At 41.6% G+C, this 23,946-nt stretch carries 21 protein-coding genes and 1 pseudogene; 3 read left to right on the forward strand and 19 right to left on the reverse strand.

The window, feature by feature from the left end:
- Nucleotides 1-79: 79 nt before the first annotated feature.
- From EGC86_RS12535 to EGC86_RS12580, 11 genes and pseudogenes are all read right to left on the reverse strand, one after another.
- Nucleotides 80-667 (reverse strand): annotated as a pseudogene (locus EGC86_RS12535) (cytochrome b).
- 66 nt (nucleotides 668-733) lie between these two features.
- A complete protein-coding gene (locus EGC86_RS12540) occupies nucleotides 734-1,063 on the reverse strand; it encodes a hypothetical protein (protein ID WP_123777773.1) in 330 nt (109 codons plus the stop codon).
- On the reverse strand, nucleotides 1,047-1,514 hold the full coding sequence (locus tag EGC86_RS12545) for a DMT family transporter (protein WP_123777774.1): 468 nt from the start codon (nucleotides 1,512-1,514) through the stop codon (nucleotides 1,047-1,049). Before EGC86_RS12545 ends, EGC86_RS12540 begins: the two co-directional genes overlap by 17 nt.
- On the reverse strand, nucleotides 1,511-1,954 hold the full coding sequence (locus tag EGC86_RS12550) for a DMT family transporter (RefSeq protein WP_123777775.1): 444 nt from the start codon (nucleotides 1,952-1,954) through the stop codon (nucleotides 1,511-1,513). Before EGC86_RS12550 ends, EGC86_RS12545 begins: the two co-directional genes overlap by 4 nt.
- The gene (locus EGC86_RS12555) at nucleotides 1,951-2,466 is read right to left on the reverse strand and encodes a VOC family protein (protein ID WP_123777776.1); all 516 of its coding nucleotides are present in this window, start codon (nucleotides 2,464-2,466) and stop codon (nucleotides 1,951-1,953) included. Before EGC86_RS12555 ends, EGC86_RS12550 begins: the two co-directional genes overlap by 4 nt.
- Complete coding sequence (locus tag EGC86_RS12560; protein ID WP_123777777.1) at nucleotides 2,466-2,828, reverse strand: carboxymuconolactone decarboxylase family protein; 363 nt, start codon at nucleotides 2,826-2,828, stop codon at nucleotides 2,466-2,468. The genes EGC86_RS12555 and EGC86_RS12560 overlap by 1 nt, the downstream gene beginning before the upstream one ends.
- 458 nt (nucleotides 2,829-3,286) lie before the next feature.
- On the reverse strand, nucleotides 3,287-3,445 hold the full coding sequence (locus tag EGC86_RS20890) for an IS3 family transposase (protein ID WP_165872409.1): 159 nt from the start codon (nucleotides 3,443-3,445) through the stop codon (nucleotides 3,287-3,289).
- A 99-nt stretch (nucleotides 3,446-3,544) separates the two neighbouring features.
- Nucleotides 3,545-4,831 carry a peptidoglycan DD-metalloendopeptidase family protein gene (locus tag EGC86_RS12565; protein ID WP_123777778.1) on the reverse strand — a complete coding sequence of 429 codons (1,287 nt, stop codon included), beginning with the start codon at nucleotides 4,829-4,831 and terminating at the stop codon, nucleotides 3,545-3,547.
- A 312-nt stretch (nucleotides 4,832-5,143) separates the two neighbouring features.
- Entirely contained in the window at nucleotides 5,144-8,842 is a 3,699-nt protein-coding gene (locus EGC86_RS12570) for an AAA family ATPase (protein ID WP_123777779.1), read from the reverse strand.
- On the reverse strand, nucleotides 8,842-10,170 hold the full coding sequence (gene sbcD / locus EGC86_RS12575) for an exonuclease subunit SbcD (protein ID WP_123777780.1): 1,329 nt from the start codon (nucleotides 10,168-10,170) through the stop codon (nucleotides 8,842-8,844). Before sbcD ends, EGC86_RS12570 begins: the two co-directional genes overlap by 1 nt.
- A gap of 106 nt (nucleotides 10,171-10,276) precedes the next feature.
- On the reverse strand, nucleotides 10,277-11,038 hold the full coding sequence (locus EGC86_RS12580) for a TSUP family transporter (RefSeq protein WP_041413055.1): 762 nt from the start codon (nucleotides 11,036-11,038) through the stop codon (nucleotides 10,277-10,279).
- A gap of 296 nt (nucleotides 11,039-11,334) precedes the next feature.
- Here EGC86_RS12580 and EGC86_RS12585 point away from each other — a divergent pair, with 296 nt between their 5' ends.
- Both EGC86_RS12585 and EGC86_RS12595 read left to right on the forward strand, forming a co-directional pair.
- Nucleotides 11,335-12,012, forward strand: coding sequence for an SDR family NAD(P)-dependent oxidoreductase (locus EGC86_RS12585; protein ID WP_123777781.1), 678 nt, complete (start codon nucleotides 11,335-11,337; stop codon nucleotides 12,010-12,012).
- Nucleotides 12,013-12,396: 384 nt separating this feature from the next.
- Nucleotides 12,397-12,600: a hypothetical protein gene (locus EGC86_RS12595; protein WP_101088078.1), complete on the forward strand. Its 204-nt coding sequence runs from the start codon at nucleotides 12,397-12,399 to the stop codon at nucleotides 12,598-12,600.
- Nucleotides 12,601-12,692: 92 nt separating this feature from the next.
- Here the strand turns inward: EGC86_RS12595 and EGC86_RS12600 are convergent, their stop codons facing one another.
- The 8 genes from EGC86_RS12600 to EGC86_RS12635 form a co-directional block, all read right to left on the reverse strand.
- A complete protein-coding gene (locus tag EGC86_RS12600) occupies nucleotides 12,693-13,079 on the reverse strand; it encodes a ribonuclease E inhibitor RraB (protein WP_011637910.1) in 387 nt (128 codons plus the stop codon).
- 10 nt (nucleotides 13,080-13,089) lie between these two features.
- Nucleotides 13,090-13,323: an RNA-binding S4 domain-containing protein gene (locus tag EGC86_RS12605; RefSeq protein ID WP_011637911.1), complete on the reverse strand. Its 234-nt coding sequence runs from the start codon at nucleotides 13,321-13,323 to the stop codon at nucleotides 13,090-13,092.
- 50 nt (nucleotides 13,324-13,373) lie between these two features.
- Nucleotides 13,374-14,180 (reverse strand): SDR family oxidoreductase, encoded by an 807-nt coding sequence (locus EGC86_RS12610; protein ID WP_123777782.1) that lies wholly within the window; start codon nucleotides 14,178-14,180, stop codon nucleotides 13,374-13,376.
- 27 nt (nucleotides 14,181-14,207) lie between these two features.
- The gene (locus EGC86_RS12615) at nucleotides 14,208-15,407 is read right to left on the reverse strand and encodes a cyclic di-GMP phosphodiesterase (protein ID WP_123777783.1); all 1,200 of its coding nucleotides are present in this window, start codon (nucleotides 15,405-15,407) and stop codon (nucleotides 14,208-14,210) included.
- A gap of 154 nt (nucleotides 15,408-15,561) precedes the next feature.
- Complete coding sequence (locus tag EGC86_RS12620) at nucleotides 15,562-16,083, reverse strand: DUF2919 domain-containing protein (protein ID WP_123777784.1); 522 nt, start codon at nucleotides 16,081-16,083, stop codon at nucleotides 15,562-15,564.
- Between the two features lie 54 nt (nucleotides 16,084-16,137).
- Nucleotides 16,138-18,150 carry an NAD-dependent DNA ligase LigA gene (gene ligA / locus EGC86_RS12625; protein ID WP_123777785.1) on the reverse strand — a complete coding sequence of 671 codons (2,013 nt, stop codon included), beginning with the start codon at nucleotides 18,148-18,150 and terminating at the stop codon, nucleotides 16,138-16,140.
- Between the two features lie 101 nt (nucleotides 18,151-18,251).
- Nucleotides 18,252-19,310, reverse strand: a complete 1,059-nt coding sequence (zipA, locus tag EGC86_RS12630) for a cell division protein ZipA (RefSeq protein WP_123777786.1) — start codon at nucleotides 19,308-19,310, stop codon at nucleotides 18,252-18,254.
- A 21-nt stretch (nucleotides 19,311-19,331) separates the two neighbouring features.
- Complete coding sequence (locus EGC86_RS12635; RefSeq protein ID WP_123777787.1) at nucleotides 19,332-22,766, reverse strand: chromosome segregation protein SMC; 3,435 nt, start codon at nucleotides 22,764-22,766, stop codon at nucleotides 19,332-19,334.
- 160 nt (nucleotides 22,767-22,926) lie between these two features.
- Here EGC86_RS12635 and cysZ point away from each other — a divergent pair, with 160 nt between their 5' ends.
- Nucleotides 22,927-23,700 carry a sulfate transporter CysZ gene (cysZ, locus tag EGC86_RS12640; RefSeq protein ID WP_123777788.1) on the forward strand — a complete coding sequence of 258 codons (774 nt, stop codon included), beginning with the start codon at nucleotides 22,927-22,929 and terminating at the stop codon, nucleotides 23,698-23,700.
- Nucleotides 23,701-23,946 lie beyond the last annotated feature (246 nt).

The raw sequence follows: 23,946 nt of genomic DNA on the forward strand, positions 1-23,946 counted from the left end.
CTATATGAATAGCGTGCCTTAATCGTTTACTTGATTAAAAATGGAAATGTCTCATGTTGAGATATACGTAATTCAAATTTTAATCATTAAAGAACATCTTCTTTAATGTACGATCTTTCTTAACCAAATGATGATAGAAAGCCGCGAAAACATGGCCCAAAAAAAGCATCCAAACGAGCCAAGCTCCAAGTATCTCTTTATGTATAAAATCAATTGGTTTTTCAAAGTCTAGAAAGTTTACTCCCATCCCCTGTTCAATAAAATAAGTAAAACCTCATGTATCTGGAAATTCAGCTATATCAAAAAGAAAGAAGAATTCAGTAGCAACACCCGTACCCAAATAACCAGTCACTGGCATAGCAATCATTATTGCGTAAAGTAAATAATGTCCAACCTTCGCTGATTTATGCTCCAATCGTGTTCCTGGTTCCTCGGATGGCTGGATATTTACCAATCGCCATATAACTCTTAATAGTACTAAAACACCAATAGATATCCCAAGGGACAAATACAGTTGCAACGCATTCCAGTTTTCCGGTGTTTTTGCCTCAGTAAACCAATGCCGATAATAGACACTTATGTAGGCACCTAAAAATAGAAAAGCAGTAAACCAATGAAGTGCCTTCGCTATCATGCCATAATTTTCATTACTATTTTTTAAATTCATATTTAATGTATCTTCGATAATATTGTCTTTGCGGCATGATAATAGCGGCCCTAATCGTTTACTTGATTAAAGAGTGGTAATATCTTGCGTTGATACAAACGTTGCATCTTTAGAAAATACTTGAAATTGTTCAATAACCTTCGACATTACGTCTGTTTGAATGTCAGCTAAAAATTCGTATTCTGAATTAATTTTGATCATTTCAAAAAAGGCCCACGGTGATGCTTTTTGCTCACCGAAAACGCCAATGCCTTTGAACACTTCAAATGAACTCACGCTATTGAGTTTACTGACTGTTGGCAAGTCAACTTCTTTTGCCCATTCCAGGTACTCAGACTCTTTTACGCCTTCTTTAAGATTAAAAAAGACAATCAATGTTCTAGCTTGTTGAGACATTATATTTTTCCTGTTGTTTGTTAGATAAATAAATACAAATAAGTGCGCATGCAATACAAATCATGGACGCTAGACGCCAATAGTTAAGCTCAATCGGTGCATTGCCTAACCACCCTTGGGTATCGATGACTAAACTCATTACCATTTGACCAAACACTGTGGCTACAGTGGCAATTGCAACACCCACTTTTGGCACCGCAGCGACCATCACAACCATATAAACAATGCCAAACAGTGCGCCCATCAGTTGCCATTTAGGTACCGTGAGTAGATTTGCTTCATAGCTGGGTTCAAAGAAAAATATTAATAATAAAGTCACTACCGTTCCGACAGAAAACGTCAGTAATGAACTACGTATAACCCCTACTTTTGCCCCTAGCTGACCGTTAATAGCAGCCTGTGAACTTAATGCCATACCAGAGATAACAGCAAGCAGCATAAATAACATCATGATTGCACTCCTAAATAAGTTAATACCAGAGCAGCAATAACAAACAACATTCCTGTGACTCTTAAGCTGTCAACAGGTTGCTTTGAGGTGCCAAACCAACCAAAGTAATCAATGGCAAAGCTCTTACCTACTTGCCCAACAAGCACTCCAATCATTGTCATTGCCACCCCTAACACGGGCGTAGCAAGCGTTAATACCACCACATAAATAGGCCCAAGTAGGCCACCCGTCAATTGCCATTTAGGGATTGATCGCATGTCTTGATTTTTACCCGTAGAGGTGAAAATACTGATTAACCAAAGTAAAGCGGCACCAACACCAAAGATACTTAACGTAGCCCATAGATGCCCAACTTGATGTCCTAATGGCCCAAGCAGGCCAGCCTCAAATGACAGCCCCATACCTGCAAAAACCACCAATAATATGACTATAATTCTCATCGAGGGTCAAATAATGACAATGATGAAGAACGCTCGTAAGCTTTACCATTAGGGGAAGAGACCAGCTCAAGTTGCATTCCCCATGGCGACATAAAATAAACCCAGCTTTCACCTGCCGTTGGACCATCAGTCATTATATTTGGCGAGCCTAAAACTTCGATGCCTTGTTCTTTTAAGTAAGCAACGGCGCTATCCATATCGCCGACATAGAATGCTATGTGGTGACCACCAATATCGGCATTGTTTGGTGCTGTTTTACTACGATGAATGTTGTCAGCGTATTCAAAAATTTCTAGATTTATGCTGCTATCACTCATCACTGCAATTTTTTTTATTTCTGCGCGAGGGTTTACATTCAAGTGCTCCGCCATCCAGTTATCTTCAGCAATAAAGGGACCGAATTTATAAGCAAGCTCGAAAGCAAAGTGTTGGCTAAAAAACGCAATCGCCTCATCAATGTTTGGTACAGTAAAGCCAATGTGATCTGTTTTTTTTAATCCTGGAATAGCCATTAGATGTCTCCTCGTTCATGACGTAATTTGTTTAATGCGCCCATCGTAGTCGCGCCTTTATTGAAACCTGTGTACACAGAAGCAAATACAATCAACTCTTCAATTTCTTCATAGCTAGCGCCTTGTTTTAGTGCCATATCTACATGGGCACCGAAGGGATTCCCATCACCGCTTACATTTAAAGCCATCTGGTCGATGACAATGGTGATAAGCGTTTTAGTTTTTTGGTCAATGAGTGGCATTGCAAATGCTTCCCCAGCAACACGGACGGTTAAATCGCCCCAAACTGGGTTAATTGATTTAAGGCCTGCGATAAGTGTTTGGTCATCTAATACTGCATTTTTGTGTTTATTTTCTGTCATAGTGATTTCCTCTGTATTCAACTTTATAACTTGTTCGTCTTTGCGATTGAGGTGGATTATAGAGAAAATAATTAATTGGAAAACTAGCTAGGCTGCATATCACTTATGCAAAAAATGCACAGGTAAAGGGTACGTTTTAGGTTTGAATTTATAGGACAATTGGATACACGTAGCATTATGGGGGGGAAAGTGCCTTTGCAATATCCAAGCTAATTTTGGCAGGTTCGCAATAGGGTTAACGTGAGTAGTTGTGATATGACAAAACACTTCTATTCCTAACATGAGAAAATGTATGGCAAATCGATCAGGAAATATCGCGGTTTAGTTAAAGCTCTAACGCACTTTGGGGCGTGCGACGTGAAGTCGTATGAAGCGCTGTTCACCGCTTAACGAGTGAACCATCTGTATCACCAGATGATGACCTGGTTAACTGAATTCGGTCACCCTAGTTAAGTTCGTTAAGCCACTTCTTTTAACGGCTTACCCATACGCTCAAATTCATTAGGACTTTGATAATTTAGGTATAAATGCATCCGTTGGCTGTTGTACCACACTGTGATGTCATTCAAACTAAAATCAAAGCATTGATAAACATCGACCATAAAAAATGCAGCCAATTGGCTGCATTTAATCGTTCTATCACATCTAAATTCTACGTAATAAGCCTCAACTCATGAACCCAAGTTCATTAACCTAAGTCCATTAGATTAAGTCTATTAGCCTAAGTCCATCATCATGCTGCGGCTACGTACCAAAGCTTGAAACGCTTGTAGTTGCTTTTTAGGTAAGACTTTAGCTTCTGCAATATTGGCTTTCATTGCGTCAATTGGGCGACCATTAACAATGAACTCATAATGCAAATGTGGGCCTGTTGAAGCACCTGTATTGCCTGATAAGCCAATCACTTGACCACGAGTGACACGCTGACCTCTTTTAACTAAAAACCTCGATAAATGCAGGTAACGAGTACGCACTTTATTATCGTGATCAATCACAATGTAATTACCCGCAAAAGCATGTTTAGTCACTAACGTCACCACGCCATCACCAGGAGCCACGACTTGAGTACCAATAGGCGTAGCAAAGTCGGTACCATTGTGAGGACGAACGCGGCCTGTAATGGGGTGTTTGCGATAAGGGTTAAATCGAGAACTCAAGCGGACTTTTCTATTTAGCGGAATACGTTGGAAAGCTGGAGTTAAACTTTGACCTTGAATGTCGTAATAGTTGCCATCAATATTTTGGAAAGCTGTAACGTCGCGACGGCCGGTGTTAATGCGAATACCTTCTATCGATGTGATACCTGTTGGTTCGCCTTCAACAAATTGATCGTTAACTAACACCGAAAACGTATCACCAGCATGTAGCTCACGAGAAAAGTTTAATTTGGATTTTAACAGTGATTCGACTTTTTGAATTTCGGCTGCACTCAAACCAGCATTTTTAGCCGACACATAGAAAGAGCCGTTAATTTCGCCGCCAACGATGCGATTTTGCCAAATGCCATCGATGTTAATGTCATTAACACCGTAAGTTCCGTCTTTAAAACGGGTGAATACCACTTGGTGAGCAGGGTTAAAGTACAGCTCTAGCTTATCAAGTTCACCATTGGCATTGTCCCAAAATTGGATGCGGTTACCCGGTAGTAGTGTATCTAACGCTAATACTTCTAAATCAGCTTCAAGTACTTTATACATGGTTCGTTGGTCGATACCGGCTAACTCAAATAAATGGCTTAAGGTATCACCACTTTCGATCACGCGATCTAAAATCGGTGAGATAGGCTTTACAAGCTTCAACGTAGTTTCTTGTTGAGCTATGTGTGGCAATAACGAATCGATATCGATTGCCACTGGAATACGTTGTGATGAAAACTCTTGTTGTGTTGGCCATAATAAAGCCGCACCGACAACAAACACACTTGCGAGCAAGATTTTCTTGTGCAAGTTTGGCAAGTTCACTTGACTTACCACTGGCCTTTGGAAGCCCATAATTTTACTCATTAGCAATGTCTAATCCACCCTAAAAGATGACGCTTTATATTTTTTATTTTTCTTTTACTGCAAATTGTTATTGCGATATTGAGCATAAAGTCTGTTAACTCTATGCCTTCATGTCGTTTTTTATGGTGAATATGACCCAATATTTGATACTACGGCATCCGGTATAAACAGCTAAAAATACGGACTTTTGCACTCAAACTGCATATCAACGCTCTTTTATATCAAAAAATAATCATTTTACAAATATAAAATGATATTTAATTAATATTTAATTTGAACTCGATTACAGTAATCATGGGAGTTTGAAGCAGATCAAGACCCACTTACAGCAAACTCACCCTGCAATTTACTAATACCAAGGCCATTCATTTTAGTCACTTTTATCTGTACGTCGATCCGCTCTTTCATGGCTTCAATATGGCTAATTACACCAATCATTTTGCCCGACGCATTTAAATTATCTAATGCGTCTAAAGCGGTATCTAACGTTTGACTATCCAACGTACCAAAGCCTTCATCTAAAAACAGTGAGTCAATGCTCGTTTTATGACTAACAAGGTCAGATAATGCGAGCGCAAGGGCTAAACTCACTAAAAAGCTTTCACCGCCCGACAAGGTTCGGGTGTCTCGCACAGCATCACCTTGCCAGGTATCGAGCACTTGTAGCTCTAACGCATCGGACTCTTTGCGTTCAAGTAAGTACCGGCCTTGCAAACGTTCCAGCTGCCTGTTCGCCAATGCCACTAAATGGTCTAAAGTAAGCCCTTGAGCAAACTTACGGAACTTATCGCCTTTTTGTGAGCCAATTAACGAATGCAGGTACGCAAGATCGTCGTAATCTTGTTGCATTCGGGCTTGTTCCGCTAACAGTTGCTGTTGCCCTGCCCGCTTATTGGTATCTTGCTCTAACTCATGACTTAAGCGCCACAGTGTTTGCTTGTCTTGTTGGTGCTTAGCTTCCATCGTTTGATGTTGCAGCATTATATTGCCGTGTTGAGTAATATCGTATCCGTGTTGCTCTGCCAGCTGTGCTAACTCCGTTTGTTTTATTTTGGCTTGTTCAACTAACGTATTGGCTTTGACAATGTCGTTATCCAGTTGCTGTTTTAGTTGCTGTAATGTGTGACGCTCTTTTGGCGTCAATAAGGCTTGCTCAAATGACTGTTGATCTGTAAATGGACTTGATTGTAATGCCATTTGCCATTTGGCCTGCAACTGCTGTAACTCTTGATTAGCCTTAGTTACTTGCTGCGTTGTCGATTGCAGCTGCGCTTGTAAGCCAGCAAAATGTTTATCCGCCGTTTGCAATTGTTGTTGAATTGAGACAAATACCTGTTGAGCTTGATCTACTGCTTGTTGGCTAAACAGCTTTTCATCTTCAACTATTTTATCTCCAAACACGGCTTTACGCTGTGCGAGTACCGCATCGAGTTGTTCGTTAAGCGTAACCACTTGCTCAGTCACTTCTGCTAGCTTGGTTGCCATGTCAGTGGCGTGCAGATTGTTTGCGGTGAGTTTTTCAGCGGTGACACTGAGCTGCTGTTGGTTATCAATAGCCTGCTGCTGCGCTGCAACCCAACGTTCAAGTTGTTGCTGTAAATGATGTAGCCAAGTGTCGGCATTTTCTAACGTCGGCGGTGTTAACCCTGTGGCAATAATGTGTGCATCCAGTGCGCTGTTAAGTTGCTGCAGTTGCTTGTTAACAGATTCTATTTGCTGCTGCTGACTCACTAAGCCTTGGGATAAATTATCAAGTTGCTGTTGCAATAACCCTTGCTGATTAACCAACACTGCCAACGCTTGTTCTGCTTGGGTAGCATTGTGCTGATGTTGATGTAAGGTTTTTTGGCATTGGTTAAGCTGACTTATCGTTTGGGCAAGTTGCTGCTGTTTGGCTTCTGACTGGGCAATATAATCAGTTAACTTATGTTGTTGCTGCTCATGTAATTCAAACGTTACCGCAAGCACCTGAGTGTGTTGTTGCCACTGTTGCCCAGTTGTTTGTAATTCAGTTTGCGCTTGGCTCAATTGCTTGAGCGAGTTGTCGTAGTTAACTTGCAACGCCGTTTGTTGATTTTTAAGCTGCTCACCTTGCTGTTTAATCGCATCAAGTTCAATTTGTAGTTGCTGCATTCTTTGTTCGGTAACAGACACATTCAATGCTTCATAACGCTCAACTAATGGGTGATCTGTCGAACCGCACAATGCACAAGGTTCACCGGCTTTAAGCTTGGCGCGCTCTAAGGTTAAATTGGCAATTTGCTGTTCTTGTTGCAGTATGGTTTGCAGATCTTTTACTTGCTGATTTTTTTCACTCCACTGGGTTCTTACCAGCGAAAGTGACTGCGCTAGGGCCTGTAAATCAGTATTAAATTGCACCGATTGACTGCTTAATTGTTGGCATTGTTGCTGCTGACGCACATAGTGACTAAATAGCTGAGTTAACTGATAACGCCCAGCTTGTTGCTCGACCAGTTGTTGGTATTCATGATTAATCTGATTTTCGTCTTGGCCAGCCAATAATGTCGTTATTGCTTGTTGGCTGTCGGCTTGTTGAGCCAACGCTTGGGTGACCGTCGTTTTGGCAAGCTTAATTTGTGGCGAAAGTTCAGTTAACGTTGTTTGAGTTTGCTCGATATTGTGTTGTTGCTGAACTCGTTGAGTGTCAAGTTGGCTCAACTGCTGGTTTAATTGCAATACTTGGCTGTACTGTGTCTGCCAAGCCGCAAACTTTTTCGCCACTTCTTGGCCTTGCGGCAAATTATCAAGTTGTTGCTGTATATCCTGCTTTGCAGACGTGAGTTGTTGTTGCAATGCCATCAACTGTTGCTGCTGCTCAATCGTTTTGTGTTGTTGCTCAGCGGTTTGCTGATGGCTTAATCTGACCTGAGACAATTGATAGTTCAATTGGCTAAGGTGTTGGTCCAACGGCAACACCTGTTTGTCGATAAGCGTAAGTAAATCTTTGTGTGCTTGGTTGGTTTTATCAACGCTTTGCTTAGTTTGCGTTTGCTTTTGGGTATGCTGTTGCAGTGTTTGCTCAGCTACACCAACTTGTTCAGTTAACTGTTCAATCTGTTCCGATAATGCTCGGGCGCTTAACTGGGCTTTTTGTTGTTGTTCAAATAGAGCCTGGATTTGCTGTGCTGGCTCACTGTGCTCAAGTCGAGTGAGTTCATCGCTATGTTGCTGTACGCTAGACAGTGCTTGTTGCTGTTGAGCCTGAGTGTTAACTAATGTCTGCTGCGATTGCTCAGTACTGTCTGCCCAGGTTATAAATTGGCTTAATTGAGCTAATTGCTGTTGATCGATCACGAGCGCCTGATTGAGTTGTTCAATCTGTAGTTGCTGCGCCACAACTTGTTGTTCATCAAATAACTCAACACTGCCAAGCTTAGCTTCAAGTACTTTCAAGTTCGTTTTGGCATCAGAAAAATGCTGATGTACTCGCGCTGAAATTAAGCTGTAAATTTCAGTACCGGTTAGCTCTTCCAATAGCTCTGCACGCTCATTGGCTTCGGCATTTAAAAAAGCGGCAAACTGGCCTTGTGACAACATCATTGATTTAGTGAAACGAGCAAAGTCGAGCCCGGTGATTTCTTCAATTAACTCGGTTTTGCGTTTTATCTGGCTGGCAAGAATTTTACCGTCACTCAATTTTGCCAACTCGACTTGAGCATCTTGTAAATTGCCATCTGCTTTATCGCGCGAACGGCGCTGGCTCCAAAAAGCGCGATAAGCGACACCTTTAACTTCAAATTCAACTTCAGCTAAACATTCTGCGGTGCCACGAGTCATTAACTCGTTGGTGGTTTTAGAAATATTACTTAACCGCGGAGTACGATGGTAAAGCGCTAAACAAATCGCATCGAGAATGGTTGTTTTACCTGAGCCAGTAGGACCTGTGATAGCAAATAAACCGTTTTCAGCAAATGGCGATTGGGTGAAGTCGATTTTCCACTCATTTTTAAGTGAGTTAATATTTTTAAAGCGAAGGCTTAGAATTTTCATTATTGCTCACCCTCTGTTGCACTTTTTGTAGCAACGGCTTCTGTCGAGGCTTCTTGTAACACATGGCTCGCGGCCGTTTCTTGACTGTTTCGCTCAGACTCAACCTCGGCATACACTTGGTTAAAGCGTTGCTTTATTCGCCCTAACTGTGCCTGTTGCGATTCACTCTCAAACTCTTCTTGCGACAAACGTCGCCCAAATACTTCGTCGACACTGAGCTCAGATAAAGTTTCATTATCGAGCTGCTTAATGTGTTGCTGTCGTTGACTACGGGCACGCTTTAACTGCAATACTTCAACCGCTTTGTCTTGAGTCATGTCGGCAATGCGCGATTGTAAATCAGACAAATAATCTTGTTGTGACACTTCAATGCTCAACCAAGTCGTTTTTGCAGATTCTGCTTGCAAAGCAAATGCACTTATCTGCTGCTCAATGCTATCTAAGTCGCCTTTTAACACCTGCATCTGCTGGAAAACAGGCACCATTAATGGTGTAATTTGAGATAATTTGGCATCACTAAATTCGACCAAGAATACCGATTTATTAGTGGTATTATCTGCCGCGAGTTCATCAAAACTTAACGCTATTGGTGAACCGCTGTAACGAATATGTTCAGATTTAGCCACCACTTGGGGCCGATGAATATGACCTAATGCAATGTAGTCTGCGGCAGGAAACAGCGCTGCATTAAAAGCATCTAAACTGCCTATATAAATATCACGCACGGATTCTGAGGTGCTTGCACCCACTGTGGTTAAATGACCTGTCGCAATAATGGGTACTGGCGTGGTAAAGGTATTATTGAGTTGTTCAGCTTGCTCAAAACAGCGCTGATACAACTCGCTAATGGCATCACCCAATTTACGTTGTTTATCTATCGACGATTCACCTGATTCACTTAGCACCACATCACGTGGGCGTAAAAAAGGTAAGCCACATAAAATAGCACCAACGTCACCTTGACGGTTTTTCAGGGTAAAAACATGCTCTTCAAAATGCTCTAACGCACCAGGGATAACCAATGTATTTAGACAGGCAAGGAGATGTTTAGATTCATTCAACGTCGACACAGAGTCGTGATTACCGCCCAATAAAATTAGCTGGCAACCTGTTTGTTGAATTTGAACAATAAATTGATTATATAGCGTACGGGCATAACTTGGCGGTGTGCCGGTATCGAAAATATCGCCAGCGACAATAAGCGCATCAACCTGGTGAATGTTTATTTGTTCAAGTAACCACTGCATAAAAGCGTGGTGCTCAGCTGCGCGACTTTTACCATAAAAATATTGGCCAAGGTGCCAATCTGATGTGTGAATAATGCGCATAACATCCCTTCAATAAAAACAAACACGTACACCACATAATGATGGCGTTAATAAACCCAAATTATCGATACTATGATCACATGTACCGCGATCACATGCACTGCTATCACATATATTGCGACCACAATAATTTGCCGCTCATGCCCAATGACATCACTACCACCAAAGGTTTAATAATTTTAACGCCTTTAGTCACCACTAAACGTGAACCTAACGTAGCACCAATGGCTTGGCCTACCAGCATAATTAATCCCAATACCACTGCGACTTGACCACCGATTAAAAAGAAAATTAACGACGCTATGTTAGTGGCAAAATTAAGTAGTTTTGCATGCGCGGTTGCCTTAGCCAAGCCAAAGCCAGCCAATGACACAAATGCTAAGGCAAAAAAACTGCCAGTACCAGGACCAAAGAAACCATCATATAAACCAACGCCCAATGCGGCAGTAAAAGCAAACACACTTGGAGTGAGGACTTGTTGGCGATCTTGTTCACTTATTTTTTTAGAGAATAAAAAATAACAACCAATGGCCAAAATCAAAAATGGCAGCACCACTTCTAATAATTTAGCGTCGATCATTTGTACTAATATTGTGCCAATTGATGCACCAATAAAAGCGCATATCAACGACAGTTTGATACTGCGTAAATCAACCATCCCTTTACGTACAAAATATAAACTCGCAAAAAAACTCCCACCGCATGCTTGCAGTTTATTGGTACCCAATGCCGCTGCTGGAGGTAATCCTGCCCACATTAATGCGGGAATGGTCAGTAAGCCACCGCCACCAGCAATCGAGTCGATAAACCCCGCAACCAGAGCAACGAAAAATAAAATAACCGCGAGTTGGAGCGTGAGTTCAAGCATGGAGAGTCTCGTTATTAGGAATAGCGTGAAGTCGGCAGACATAATTAAGGCGTTATTAGACAATCTTTATCGTCAAAATACAAAGCGTTCTGTGTAATTTATTCAGCTTTACCCAACTAATTTCTGCTTGGGCTAATAAACACTGACCAAATAACATATTACCTATTAATAAGCTTATATTGACTCAAACAACAGATTTGAAAATCGATTTGAGAAATGGACGACAACCGCTTTGCGCTTCACTTAGGCATTGTTATAGTAGCCAACCTAGTAAATATTGAGCTGAAGGTTTTATTATGATTGTTATTACCGGCGCGAGCAGTGGCTTAGGTGCTGCACTAACACAACTGTATGCGGCAGAAAATCAGCCGTTATTGGTGACAGGTCGCAGTGAGCAAAAATTAGCAGATGTAATAGCTGGCCTAACTCAGCCAGAGCAAAAAAACGTGAAAACTTACGCTGCTGACTTATGTGTGGCCGAAGATGTCAGTGCATTATTTTCGCGATTACCAGCGCCGCCAAGCAAGGTTATTCATTGTGCTGGCAGTGGTTATTTTGGCCCTATCGAACAACAAGCACCAGAAGCGATTAATCAGTTAATTCATAACAATCTCACTTCAAGCATTCTAGTGTTGCGTGAGCTTGTTAGTCGCTATCGTGATCACAACGTTACTGTCGTTGTGGTAATGTCGACCGCAGCGCAAGCAGGCAAAGCAAATGAGTCGACTTACTGTGCCGTAAAGTGGGCCGTAAAGGGATTAGTTGAATCGTTACGATTAGAATTGAAAGGCAGCCCAATGAAATTGATTTCGGTGTATCCCGGCGGGATGGCAACGGACTTTTGGCACACCAGTGGCAAAGACATTAATACATCAAGCTTTATGACGGCAACAGAAGCCGCCACAATGCTCAAGCAAGCCTTAATAGCGACAGAACATGGTTATGTCTCCGATATCACCATTAACCGCGGTTAATATTCCATAAATTAGTTAACCTAAAATAGAACGAACAGTTTATTATCCCAAGTTAGCTATTCGTGATGTTCTTAAGTTTAGGTTTATTTGGATAAAAACGGTTTGGTTGACCAGTACCAGCAATATATCCACCCAGCAGGGGCAAAAATAAGATTTAACACAAGAGCGTAAAAACCCACCAAGGGTAAATTTGTGGTTTTCCCCTTGGCAAATCTTAAGGTGAAGAACACCACAACTAAGGTTAAAACGAAAATAATTTGGCCAATCAATGTGCCATTTAACTCCATGATTACACCCTTTAACCATCAAACCCGTTATGCTGAAATAGCAACGACGCTAAGCTGATGATACATCTCATATTAGATTATTGATAAGGCTACTACAATGTGTAAAAAAATCATCGTAATACTGATATCGTTTAGCTTTATTCTATCTTTGTCCGCCTGTGCTGAATTAAAACAGACTGGCAAAGAAATCGGTCACACCACAAAAAAAGTGACCACAGCTATCGGTCACGGGACACGCGATACCGTTAAAGCTATTGGACATGAGACCAAAGAAGTCATTAACGAGATAAAAGAAGACTAAACTACGTCGCTTTATATAATCAAAAAACCGTTAATGCAGGGCATTAACGGTTTTTGTTTACTTGAATCAATCAATCTTTAGTGATGACTATATTAGTGCTTACAATGCTCAGTGTGAACATGGTCATCATCTGCAAACTCATTATCGCTGGCTTGGTTTTGCATCACGCCCCAACCATCAGAAATACCGTCAAACTCTTTGGCAAAGTTATTCAACTCAGTTTCTTTAGCCACAAGCGTTGCGTATTCAGGTACCATTTGCAGGCAAACAATCACTTCCCACTTAGTGCTTTCTTCATCAAAGTTAAGCTCAAGCTCACCTTGCATGTCTTTTTGGCTTAATGCTTCTAAGGCTGACTCGGCATCACGTTGATCGTCAAACACCAAGAAGAAATCGACTTCTATTGATTGAGTAAGGTCAATACCGGCATCTGCCATTGCTGCCAACATTTGGCCATTATCATCTTCTGGGAATTGCATTTATCAATCCTTACTGTGCAGGAACAATTTCAATTGTCGCGCCATTGAACGAAACGATATCGCCAACAACACACTTTTTACGTTTACGAGTATCAACTTCACCGTTGACGGTCACTTGACCTTCGGTAATGACATGCTTTGCTTCGCCACCACCGTTCACTAGACCGAGTACTTTGAGTACTTTGTACAGTTCTACGAATTCATCACCTTGAAGTAATGCAAACGCTTGAGTTTGAGTCGTCACAATAATCGCCTTTTAATCAAAATATTCCGGCTATTATAGCCTATGCTAGTTTAGCAAGCATCAAGCATTTTGAATGGATTATTAAACGCATATGTAAACCCTAAATGATGACAAATTAACTGACCGTCGATAGTTTTATTGGGTTGTTGTTGCTGATTAAACTCTGGCGCAGTTAATCCAAGATGCTCTGCAGCAGCAACATAAAACTCCCCACGAGTAGGGTGAGCGTTTGCAGCAAGATTATAAATTGGTAAAGTATCGTTGCGAGAAAGAATTAAGCTAACAGCAGCAATACAGTCATCTAAATGCACCAGATTAACCGCAACATTGGCGCCGCTGACATCGGTTTTTCCGGCAAAAAAACGTCCGGGATGCCGTTTAGGCCCAACCAAGCCTGAGAATCTTACAATGCAGCTATTTTTCATAGCTGAAAACATTGCCTCTGCTTGTAATAATGTGCCACTGGTATCATTAAAAGCTGCAGCATCTTGTTCGGTTACTGTTTGATCTAGCGAAGGATAAACCCCAGTCGTACTGATAAAAATAATTTTTTGATATTGGTGTTCACCCATCAAGGTTATTAACTGAGTTAAATAGCCTAGATAATCAGTTTCGCCTCGCCTAAGTCCCGGTGGTAAGTTAATCACGATGGCGTCTGCATCGAATAAAGACGAGTTTTTTGCCTGGCTAGTCACATTGGCTAAATTTAATTGATAAGCATCAATACCGGCTTGCTGTAATTGGACTAAGTCTTCAGGGTGACGTTTTGAAGCCTTTACCTTAATACCTTGCTTAACTAATTGTGTGGCGAGCGGCAAACCGAACCAACCACATCCGATAATAGTAACTGTGTTCATGTATTCTCGATATTACGCTGTTAAATTTTAATGATCGAAGTTATTGAAATAAAAGCTAATCGGACTATTGGCTTGCAACGTTTTAATAGCGCCCTCAGATAAGTCTTCTAACTTAACGACTTCCTTTACTTGGACATCTTCATTAATTAAAAATCGAAAGCTAGGCTCAGCACCACTGTCATTACAAGACCACACATGCGGCTGCTTGACGTCAGCGGTGGTCATCATCACCTTGGCAATACTATCGTCAGTCAAGCGCACTATAGTACCTGGAGGGTAAATACCTAATATTTTAACTAAAACTGAAATTAAATTATTACTGTGCTTATTGCTGTGAGTTTTAAACAAAATACCCAGTGCAATTTGCGGAGTCTGGTATTGATGTAAAAAGGTTTCGTAGTCATTGGCTAATGACACTATCTGCGTAGTCGGTAAAATTTTAGCTTCGGTTAACTGGTTGGGGAATCCACTACCATCAATAAACTCATGATGATGCAACACTATGTCTAACATGGCTTCAGGGAATAATCCGGTGCGGTTAAGCATGTCGTAACCAAAATTGGGGTGCATTTTTAAAAAGTTACTTTCATGATCGGTCAAATCACCACGTTTGCGTCTAATCGCATCTGGTACTTTGAGTTTGCCAATATCGTGAAATAAGCTGCCTAATGCAATGTCACGAACATCTTTTTTAGACAGTGATAGTGTATGGGCAATCATCATAGAAAGTACTGCAACTGAAATACCATGTTGAGTTACACTAACATCTACTTCACCACTGCCCACCAACGTTAAATGAGGTGTTTCACTTTCATACAAATGATCGACTAAATCTTCGACTAAGGTGGCAGCTTCTCGGTACGCCCCCTCAGGGTCGCTAACTATTTTACCAAAAACCGTTCTACTATCGTTAACCGATTTTACAAAGCGCTGTTGGCTAACTCGCATACTTTTTTTAGCCAATGGTCGATAATCAATTTCTTGGTCAACAACCTCTTCAGGTTGTTCAACTTCAACAGGTTCATCAACTTTAGGCAGTAAATCATGGCCATCAATCACGTACACAAATGTCACATCGAGGCCTTTGATCATCTCGATTTGCACTTGTTGCTCTAGCTTAACTTTACTGCGAAAAAAAGGATGGTTTGTCCATGACAAAGGCAGCTTAACGGTTAACCCGATAACCATTTGCGAAACAGGTATTTGTGTTAATTCTGCTTTAGCCAAAGTATTGATCCTTTTCACATTCGCCACATTATGGCTGAGATGATAATGTCATTTTATACTAACATTCTAAGAATAGAGTTATGTGTTTCAAGGTCTTACATTTTAATTTTTTTGGAAACCAATAAATAATAGTGCATTTATACCAAATCGTACATTATTTCGTATCTGGCTTAATCTCATCATCAGATAAGGTTTCAGCTTGCATAGTGCTGTCATCCGGTGTCCAGTCGGCAAAATAGTAATATAGCCGCTTTGATTTGAAGACATAAATAACTGACCAAAAGAGAAAAAGTGCATCAATCGAATAGCCAATTTTAAACAAATAGTCATCGTGCATCATTCGCTGGAACAAAAATAGTCCATCAATAATGAGTAATCCCCACAAAAACCAACCACTATGTCTAAACAAAGGTATTAATATCGGCCAGCTGCGTTTACGTTCAGCAATAATAAGTCCATAAATCAGTACCGCCCCTACACCAGCAATTAGCGCCGATACAAAATCGCTTTTTTCAGGATAAAATAACCGCACTAAACCCGCGCGGTCATTAAACTGGGTTAAGGATGCTATAAAAATACACCAGCCACGCGCTAAAAAAACCAAAATTAAATACAAAAATAATGGCGGTTTTATATGACCACGATCATCTAACCAAGTAATATTACTAAAATTCACAATAAACTCTTATCGGCATGCACCAGCATAAATAAAGCGCTACCAGCTTTCATGTTAGTTAGCCGCATTCAATAGATCCATCAGAGCTTGTTCATCTATCACTTTAACGCCCAACTCTTCCGCTTTTGCTAACTTAGAGCCAGCAGCCTCGCCAGCGACAAGGCAATCAGTATTTTTCGAGACACTGCCAGCCACTTTGGCGCCTAAAGCCTGTAATTGGGCTTTGGCATCGTTACGATTAAGCTGGGTTAACGTACCGGTTAACACCCATGTTTGCCCTTTAAGACTAAGCTGCGACTCGTCAGCTTGTTCAATAACAGGCCAAGTAATACCGGCTTCAAGCAATTGATCTATTACTTCAATGTTATGTGGCTGAGAAAAAAATTGTCGAATGTGCTTGGCAACGATGTCACCAACATCAGCAACTTCTAACAGTTGTTCAACGCTAGCGGTTCGAATACGCTCAAATTCAGCAAAGTGTTGCGCTAAATTCGCGGCGGTAGCTTCCCCGACTTCACGGATCCCAAGACTATATAAAAAACGCGCCAACGTGGTGGTTTTAGCTTGTTTAATCGCCGCAACAATATTTGTTGCTGACTTCATCGCCATGCGTTCTAACATCGTGACGCTTGAAGCGGTAAGTGAAAACAAGTCTGCAGGCGTTTTGACTAATTCTTTGTCAATTAACTGTTCAACGATTTTATCGCCCATACCATCAATATTTAATGCTTTACGGGATGCAAAATGCTTAATCGCCTCTTTACGTTGCGCTTCACAAAAGAGTCCACCACTACAACGCGCTACAGCTTCGCCTTCTAAACGCTCAACAATGCTTTGGCACACAGGGCAATGCTGTGGAAAGATAATATCTTGTGCATCATCGGGGCGCTTTTCTGGCACGATAGCAACAATTTGCGGGATAACGTCACCTGCGCGGCGAATAATCACTGTATCGCCTATTTTTACCCCAAGACGGGCAATTTCATCAGCATTGTGCAAGGTCGCGTTCGACACAGTCACGCCACCGACAAATATTGGTTTGAGGCGAGCGACAGGGGTAACAGCACCCGTTCGGCCAACCTGAAAGTCAACTGACTCTAACAAGGTCATTTCTTCTTGGGCTGGAAATTTATAGGCTATGGCCCATCGAGGGGCTTTAGCGACAAAACCTAGAGTTTGCTGCTTAGCAATGTCATTGACCTTTATGACGACACCGTCGATTTCATATTCAAGCGCACTTCGTCTGGCCATAATATCAGCGTAATATGCATAGACTTTTTCTAATGAATCAGTCACTTTCACTTCGTTACTGACGGGGACACCCCATTGTTGCAGCTGTGTTAGTTGGCCATAGTGGCTTGTTTGCATCGGTTGTGACTCGCCTTCGACTACACCTAATGCATAAGCATAAAACCCAAGAGCCCTTGAAGCGGTAATTTTACTGTCTAATTGGCGCAAACTGCCGGCGGCTGCGTTGCGGGGATTAACAAAGACTTTGTCACCTTTGCTTATTTGACGCTGGTTTAATGCCTCAAATGCCGCTTTAGGCATAAACACTTCGCCACGTACTTCAACTAAATCAGGAAATCCTTCACCGCGTAACTTGAGCGGAATAGAACGAATAGTACGCACATTAGCGGTAATATCTTCGCCGACACTGCCATCACCTCGCGTTGCGGCGCGTTCAAGAACGCCCAAACGATAAGTAATACTCACGGCCAATCCGTCTAGTTTTGGTTCGCAAACATAATCAACGTTATCGACTTTATCAGTTATACGCTTATTAAATGCTGCAAAATCAGCTTGTTCAAACGCATTATCGAGACTTAACATCGGTTTAAGGTGGGTAATTTGAGCAAATTTTTGTAATGCCATACCACCTACGCGCTGTGTCGGTGAATCTACCGATTTAAATTGCGGATAGTCGCGTTCTAATTCAGTTAAGCGCTTAATTAATCTATCGTATTCAGCATCGGGTATTGACGGAGCATCATCAACGTAATAACGAATATTATGTTGGTTAATGGTGTGAGTAAGTTGATCCATTTCAGTTTGAATAGCGTGCATTGTGGCATCCGTCATACAAGTTGTAACCGTGGTTTGCTTGATAAAGTGTAAAGGTATAAAACAATTAAGGCCGCTGCTGCGGCCTTAATTAACACATCAACCTACGCGGCATTGAGTCGTCGTAAATAATCTTTTTTGGTGGCATCGGACCAAGGTTGACGTTGTCCATCCAATAATTCAGCATCGAGATCCTCGGCAATTTGATAAGCTGAGTTCAGCATAATGGTGAAGTTCATTAATGGATCGCCATAACCCGGTAAGGTCATAAACAGCACCACACCTTGGGTGACAAATTGCTCCATATTATCTGGATCAAATATCCCTGGTTTTAGCATGTTAGCGAGTGAAAACAGCACTTTCCCAGTACCTGCATTGTCAATGTGGCGATGAAAAATATCCATATCGCCAAATTTAAAATTGAGCGACAACAAGCTTGGCAATAATTCTGCACCTTGAATTTGCTCGCCCGCTTTAGCAACAATATGCAGTACTAACACATCGGTCGGCTCTAAAGGTTCATTTACAGGAGCATCCGCTTTCAGGGTTGATTTAACCTCTACTTCAGCTTTAACCTCTTCAACTTCAGCTTTAACGTCGACTTTTGGCGCTGCTGGTTGTATTGGTGGCTTAATCGGCTCTGGCCTGGCGGCAACAGGCTTACCTGTGTAGCTTTCTAACTTGGCGGTACTGGTTGAAGGATTGAATATCTTTTTAGGAGTATTCATTGACGTACTTGCCGTTGGAGCAGGTTTAACATCATCTCCAACAAATAAGCTTTGTTGTGCAGGCTGTACCACTTTAGGTTCAACATGTTCTGGCTCAGTTTTGTGCGGACCAGGCTGACGCAATGAATCTTGTAAAGGAGTATCGGTTAGCTTAGTTGTACCCGAGTGCGGCTTTTGACTTAAATTAGTCTTTAATACAGGCTTAATGACAGTTTCTTCAACCTCACCAGGTTTACGTACACGCACTTGGCCAATACCATCTGCGTCAAAACCTTCAGAGTCTCGACGTTTAGCTTGGTCTTTATAAAATCCAGCCATCGGACTTTGCTTCATTGATTTAGGTTGTTGTTTGCGAATCGACCAAAAACCGTGCACTAACACCGCAATTATTGCGATAGCGCCTAATACGAATAACACCAGTTGTAGATCTTTCATTAGATTCCCTGTCTTGCTAATTTATACCGCGTCTGCCATGGCGACGGCGGCTTCAATGTCCACTGCGACTATTCTTGAAACGCCTGGTTCATGCATAGTAACGCCAATAAGTTGATCGGCCATTTCCATTGTTATTTTATTATGACTGATATAAATAAATTGCACACTCTGTGACATTTCTTTCAGTAACCGACAAAAACGTTCGACGTTGGCGTCATCCAAAGGTGCATCTACTTCATCTAGCATACAAAAAGGTGCTGGATTCAGTCTAAAAATGGCAAAGACTAATGATAAAGCGGTTAACGCTTTTTCTCCACCACTAAGTAAATGTATGGTGCTATTCTTCTTACCTGGCGGTTGCGCCATAATAGTAACCCCCGTTTCAAGCAGGTCATCACCGGTTAATGCCAAATAAGCCCTTCCCCCACCAAAAACTTTAGGAAATAGCAGCCCTAAATCATGGTTTACCGTTTCGAATGTGGCTTTAAAACGGCTTCGGGTTTCTTTATCTATCTTACGGATAGCGTCTTCTAAAATCGCTAATCCTTTATTTAGGTCGTCATCTTGACTGTCTAAATAAGCTTTTCGCTCTCGTTGCGATTCAAATTCTTCAATGGCTGCAAGGTTAATAGCACCTAAACGTATAATGTTCTGTTTTACTTTTTCAAGCTGTTGCGACCAAACATCAACAGATGCATGTTCCGGTATGTCGGCAATGACCTGTTGTAGCTGAATTTGCTGTTCTTGCAGCAATTGCAGCTGCCCATTAGCCTGCCCTTTTAAGCCCTCACGACGTAACTTTAACGTGCTTATCTTTTGAGTCAAGTCTTGTAACACTACAAGCTGTTGTTTTTGCATCAATACTAAACGGTCTAAACTGCTTTGAAGCTCAGCTTGTTGAGACCGATTGTGCTGTAATTGCTGCTGTAATGCTTGTTGCTGCTCGAGTGCTTGCGCCAGCTGTGTTGATAATTGACTTAAATCATGTTGACCTTGTTGCTGCTGATTGTCGAGCAACATTTGTTGTAACTGAGTCAATTGACTGACTAATTCTGTCTGTTTTTCATGTTGTTGCTTTAATTTTTGTTCACTCAATGCTTGTTGGGTAGCATGTTGCTGCACTTGTGCTTGCAGCTGCTTAACGCTATTTGCAGCATCAGTGCGAACAACTTTGGTTTCACGCAGCTTGGCTTGGCTTGTTTGCCAAGCTTGTTGAGCAACATCGTGTTGGTTCATCGCTTGCAATAATGCATCTTCTTGCGTCAACACTTGTTCTTCAAGGGCATCGACATGCATTTGTTTATCACCAATTTGCTGTTCAAGCTTGGCGATTGATTGGCTGCATTGCTGTTGTTTATCGCGTTTCTCAACGGCTTGTTGAGTTAAACTTGTCACCAAAGAGTGCAGTTTTGTCTGCTCTATTTGCAACTGATGACAAGCCTGTTGGCATTGATTCAGCTCTACCTGAGTGGTCGCAGCCCGTTGAGTTAACGAAGTCAGAGATTGCTGAGACAATAGCAGTTGTTGCTCAAGTTCTATTAATTGCTGACTTAAGCTTGTTCGCTCTTGGCTCAGTACAATAGCGGATTGCCCTGCCTGAGTATGATTGAGCACAAAACCATTGCCTATCAAGTAACCTTCTTGAGTGGCAATATATTGCTCAGGAAGCAATGTTGGTAATAACTCCTTTGCTTCACTGAGACTGGACGCCCACACAACATGTTGTAACCATGGCGTTAAATTAACTGGGGTTGTTAAAGCAGGATACGTCACTTGATGCTGTGGCTCAAAACCCACTGTAGGCGGAGAAACGCTCAATGAAGATGTTTGACCCAACCCTAGAACAGGTAATTGACTTAAGCCTTGTAACACTTTATCGACCGCTTTCTCCCAACCAGGCACAACCTCAATAACTTGCCACAATTGTTGGCCATCATCTTGAGTGTGATCAGCCAGCAACTCATCAATAAATTGCAATCGAGAGTGATGGCGAGTGACAGTTTGCTTTAGGGTTTGATAAGCATCACTCGCTTCAGTGACGGCTTGTTGCTGCTCAAGTAAGGAAAGCTCAAGTTGACTGTGCTGCAGCTGTTTATCATTTAGTTGTTGTTCAACATTAGCTAATTCTGCCGTGCTGTTGTGCAACTGCTGTTGGTTGTCTTGCTGAGCTAAAGCAGCTAACTCTGTTTGTAATTGAGCTAAGTACTGTTCGTTTTGTACCAAACTTTGCTGTTGATGGCTGAGCGTCGATTGGCTCAGTGCCAACTGCATTTTATTTGTCGCTAAGATTTCAGCATATTGGGTTACTTGTTGCTGCTGATCATCACACGCTTCTTCGATAGCAAAAACTTGCTCATCGATTTGCTCAAGTACAATACTCGCCTGTTCATAAGCGGGTTGGTGAGTATCCAATTGCGCAACCAATCGTTGATGAACATCGGTCATGCTGACAATATTATCGTCAGCTTGTTTGATTTGCTGTTGTAATACTTGAATTTGTTGCTGCAACTGAGAGTCTTGCTGTTGCTGATGAGCAAGCTGTTGCTCAAGCTTGGTCATGGTATTACCGGCTTGGTAATATTGCTCTACCAGCTTATGTTCAGCATCACTGAGCTCAGCCAATTGCTGTTTAAGTTGAATAACACTGGTGTCGCCCTGCTGTGCGGTTTTGGCTAACGCTTCAGATTTAAGCTCACCTTCGGCCGTTTCGGCATCAAGTCTGTCTGTTTGCTGCAACAATTGCTGATAGCGCATCACTAATAGCTGGCTATGCAACTCTCGTTCACTATTTTTTAATTCTCGGTACTGTAGAGCGGCTTTAGCTTGTTGCGATAGCTTGTCTAATTGGGCACCGAGTTCAACTCGAATATCATTTAAACGTTCGAGGTTTTCACGGGTATGACGAATACGATTTTCGGTTTCTCGGCGGCGTTCTTTATAACGCGAAATACCTGCTGCTTCCTCAATAAACACTCTTAACTCTTGAGGTTTAGATTCGATTAAGCGTGAAATAGTACCTTGCTCGATAATGGCATAACTACGCGGCCCAAGACCCGTCCCCATAAATAAGTCGGTAATGTCTTTTCGACGACATTTTTGACCATTGAGGAAATAGCTTGATTCACTGTCGCGGTTAACTTGTCGCTTTACCGAGATCTCTTGATAACTGGCATATTGACCAGTGAGCCTTCCCTGAATGTTCTCGAATACCAGTTCGACACCCGCAACAGAAATGGGTTTGCGTGCCGATGAACCGTTAAAAATAACGTCGGTCATCGAATCGCCGCGCAAATGCTTTGCCGAACTTTCACCCAGCACCCAGCGTACGGCATCAATCACATTGGATTTTCCGCAGCCGTTAGGGCCAATAATCGCTGATAAGGCGTTATCAAATGGGATTTTAGTTGGGTCTACAAACGACTTAAATCCAGCAAGTTTTATTTGTTTTAATCTCATGTTGCCAGTTCAGGTACGCATTAAAAGGAAAAAGCAGCTCACTTTAGCAATTGAGCAGCTTTTTGTAACGATTTTTATCCTTTTGATACCGTTTATCACTTGTTTTATTGTGCTTGGCTCGTCAAAATCAACAATATAAGTCACAAAATAGGCAGTCTCAATGGTTACCAATTCAATAATCGCCAAAAAAAGTGGTGTGAATTATTTTATCCAAGGGTTTCAATTAATTAAACAGCCGGGTTTACGTTCATTTGTATTTATCCCGCTGATGATCAATTTAGTCTTATTCGCCTCAGCGATGTATTTTGCACTAGGACAATTAACTGAGCTATTTACCTGGATGAACGGGCAACTTCCAGAATATTTAAGCTGGTTGAATTTTTTATTGTGGCCATTAGCCGTCTTGACAATGTTAGTGGTAATGTCGTTTTTATTCAGCTCAGTCATGAACTGGATTGCGGCGCCGTTTAATGGTTTATTGGCCGAAAAAGTCGAGCAGCATCTCACTGGAAAAAACTTAAATACTGGCAGTTCGGTCGATATGATCAAAGATTTGCCGCGTATTTTTGGTCGTGAATGGATTAAGCTCAAATACTATTTACCACGAGCATTACTGTTTTTAGTGTTATTTTGGTTGCCGATTATCGGCCAAACTGCAGCGCCCATTTTATGGTTTTTATTCACCGCGTGGATGATGGCAATTCAATATTGCGACTATCCATTTGATAATCATAAAGTGCCTTTTGACGATATGAAGTTCGCTCTCAAAAATACCAAGGGTTCGAGTTTTAGCTTCGGTGCTACCGTGACAGTGTTTTCAATGATCCCGATTGTAAACTTTATCGTTATGCCGGTAGCCATTTGTGGTGCAACGGCTATGTGGGTCGATAAATATCGTGATGCCTATAAAAATAGTATTGTCGCCCCTGATTAATCTTTAGAAAATTAAGCTGTAGAGAGTTAATCCAACTGATTATTTTTGAAAAATAATCAGTTGGAAGGTAATGGCTCAATAGAAGCATGGTCTTTTCTCGTAGTAGAACAACCTAAACTGTACAGCTTAAAGACAAGCCCGATAGCGACTATCGGGCTTTTTATTACATTCACGCAAGTTAATTTAACATTCAGTAACAATTTAGTGATTATTTTGGTACAAGTCGGACCTACGTTTTAAGGAGTT

Origin of the sequence: Shewanella frigidimarina (assembly GCF_003797125.1) — a bacterium.
GTDB lineage: Bacteria > Pseudomonadota > Gammaproteobacteria > Enterobacterales > Shewanellaceae > Shewanella > Shewanella frigidimarina.

What these genes read in the sequence shown, in the direction of transcription:
- EGC86_RS12540 (WP_123777773.1), bottom strand. Translation starts at nt 1,063, where the DNA reads ATGTCTCAACAAGCTAGAACATTGATTGTCTTTTTTAATCTTAAAGAA.
- EGC86_RS12545 (WP_123777774.1), bottom strand. Translation starts at nt 1,514, where the DNA reads ATGATGTTATTTATGCTGCTTGCTGTTATCTCTGGTATGGCATTAAGT.
- EGC86_RS12550 (WP_123777775.1), bottom strand. Translation starts at nt 1,954, where the DNA reads ATGAGAATTATAGTCATATTATTGGTGGTTTTTGCAGGTATGGGGCTG.
- EGC86_RS12555 (WP_123777776.1), bottom strand. Translation starts at nt 2,466, where the DNA reads ATGGCTATTCCAGGATTAAAAAAAACAGATCACATTGGCTTTACTGTA.
- EGC86_RS12560 (WP_123777777.1), bottom strand. Translation starts at nt 2,828, where the DNA reads ATGACAGAAAATAAACACAAAAATGCAGTATTAGATGACCAAACACTT.
- EGC86_RS12565 (WP_123777778.1), bottom strand. Translation starts at nt 4,831, where the DNA reads ATGAGTAAAATTATGGGCTTCCAAAGGCCAGTGGTAAGTCAAGTGAAC.
- EGC86_RS12570 (WP_123777779.1), bottom strand. Translation starts at nt 8,842, where the DNA reads ATGAAAATTCTAAGCCTTCGCTTTAAAAATATTAACTCACTTAAAAAT.
- sbcD (WP_123777780.1), bottom strand. Translation starts at nt 10,170, where the DNA reads ATGCGCATTATTCACACATCAGATTGGCACCTTGGCCAATATTTTTAT.
- EGC86_RS12580 (WP_041413055.1), bottom strand. Translation starts at nt 11,038, where the DNA reads ATGCTTGAACTCACGCTCCAACTCGCGGTTATTTTATTTTTCGTTGCT.
- EGC86_RS12585 (WP_123777781.1), top strand. Translation starts at nt 11,335, where the DNA reads ATGATTGTTATTACCGGCGCGAGCAGTGGCTTAGGTGCTGCACTAACA.
- EGC86_RS12595 (WP_101088078.1), top strand. Translation starts at nt 12,397, where the DNA reads ATGTGTAAAAAAATCATCGTAATACTGATATCGTTTAGCTTTATTCTA.
- EGC86_RS12600 (WP_011637910.1), bottom strand. Translation starts at nt 13,079, where the DNA reads ATGCAATTCCCAGAAGATGATAATGGCCAAATGTTGGCAGCAATGGCA.
- EGC86_RS12610 (WP_123777782.1), bottom strand. Translation starts at nt 14,180, where the DNA reads ATGAACACAGTTACTATTATCGGATGTGGTTGGTTCGGTTTGCCGCTC.
- ligA (WP_123777785.1), bottom strand. Translation starts at nt 18,150, where the DNA reads ATGCACGCTATTCAAACTGAAATGGATCAACTTACTCACACCATTAAC.
- zipA (WP_123777786.1), bottom strand. Translation starts at nt 19,310, where the DNA reads ATGAAAGATCTACAACTGGTGTTATTCGTATTAGGCGCTATCGCAATA.
- EGC86_RS12635 (WP_123777787.1), bottom strand. Translation starts at nt 22,766, where the DNA reads ATGAGATTAAAACAAATAAAACTTGCTGGATTTAAGTCGTTTGTAGAC.
- cysZ (WP_123777788.1), top strand. Translation starts at nt 22,927, where the DNA reads ATGGTTACCAATTCAATAATCGCCAAAAAAAGTGGTGTGAATTATTTT.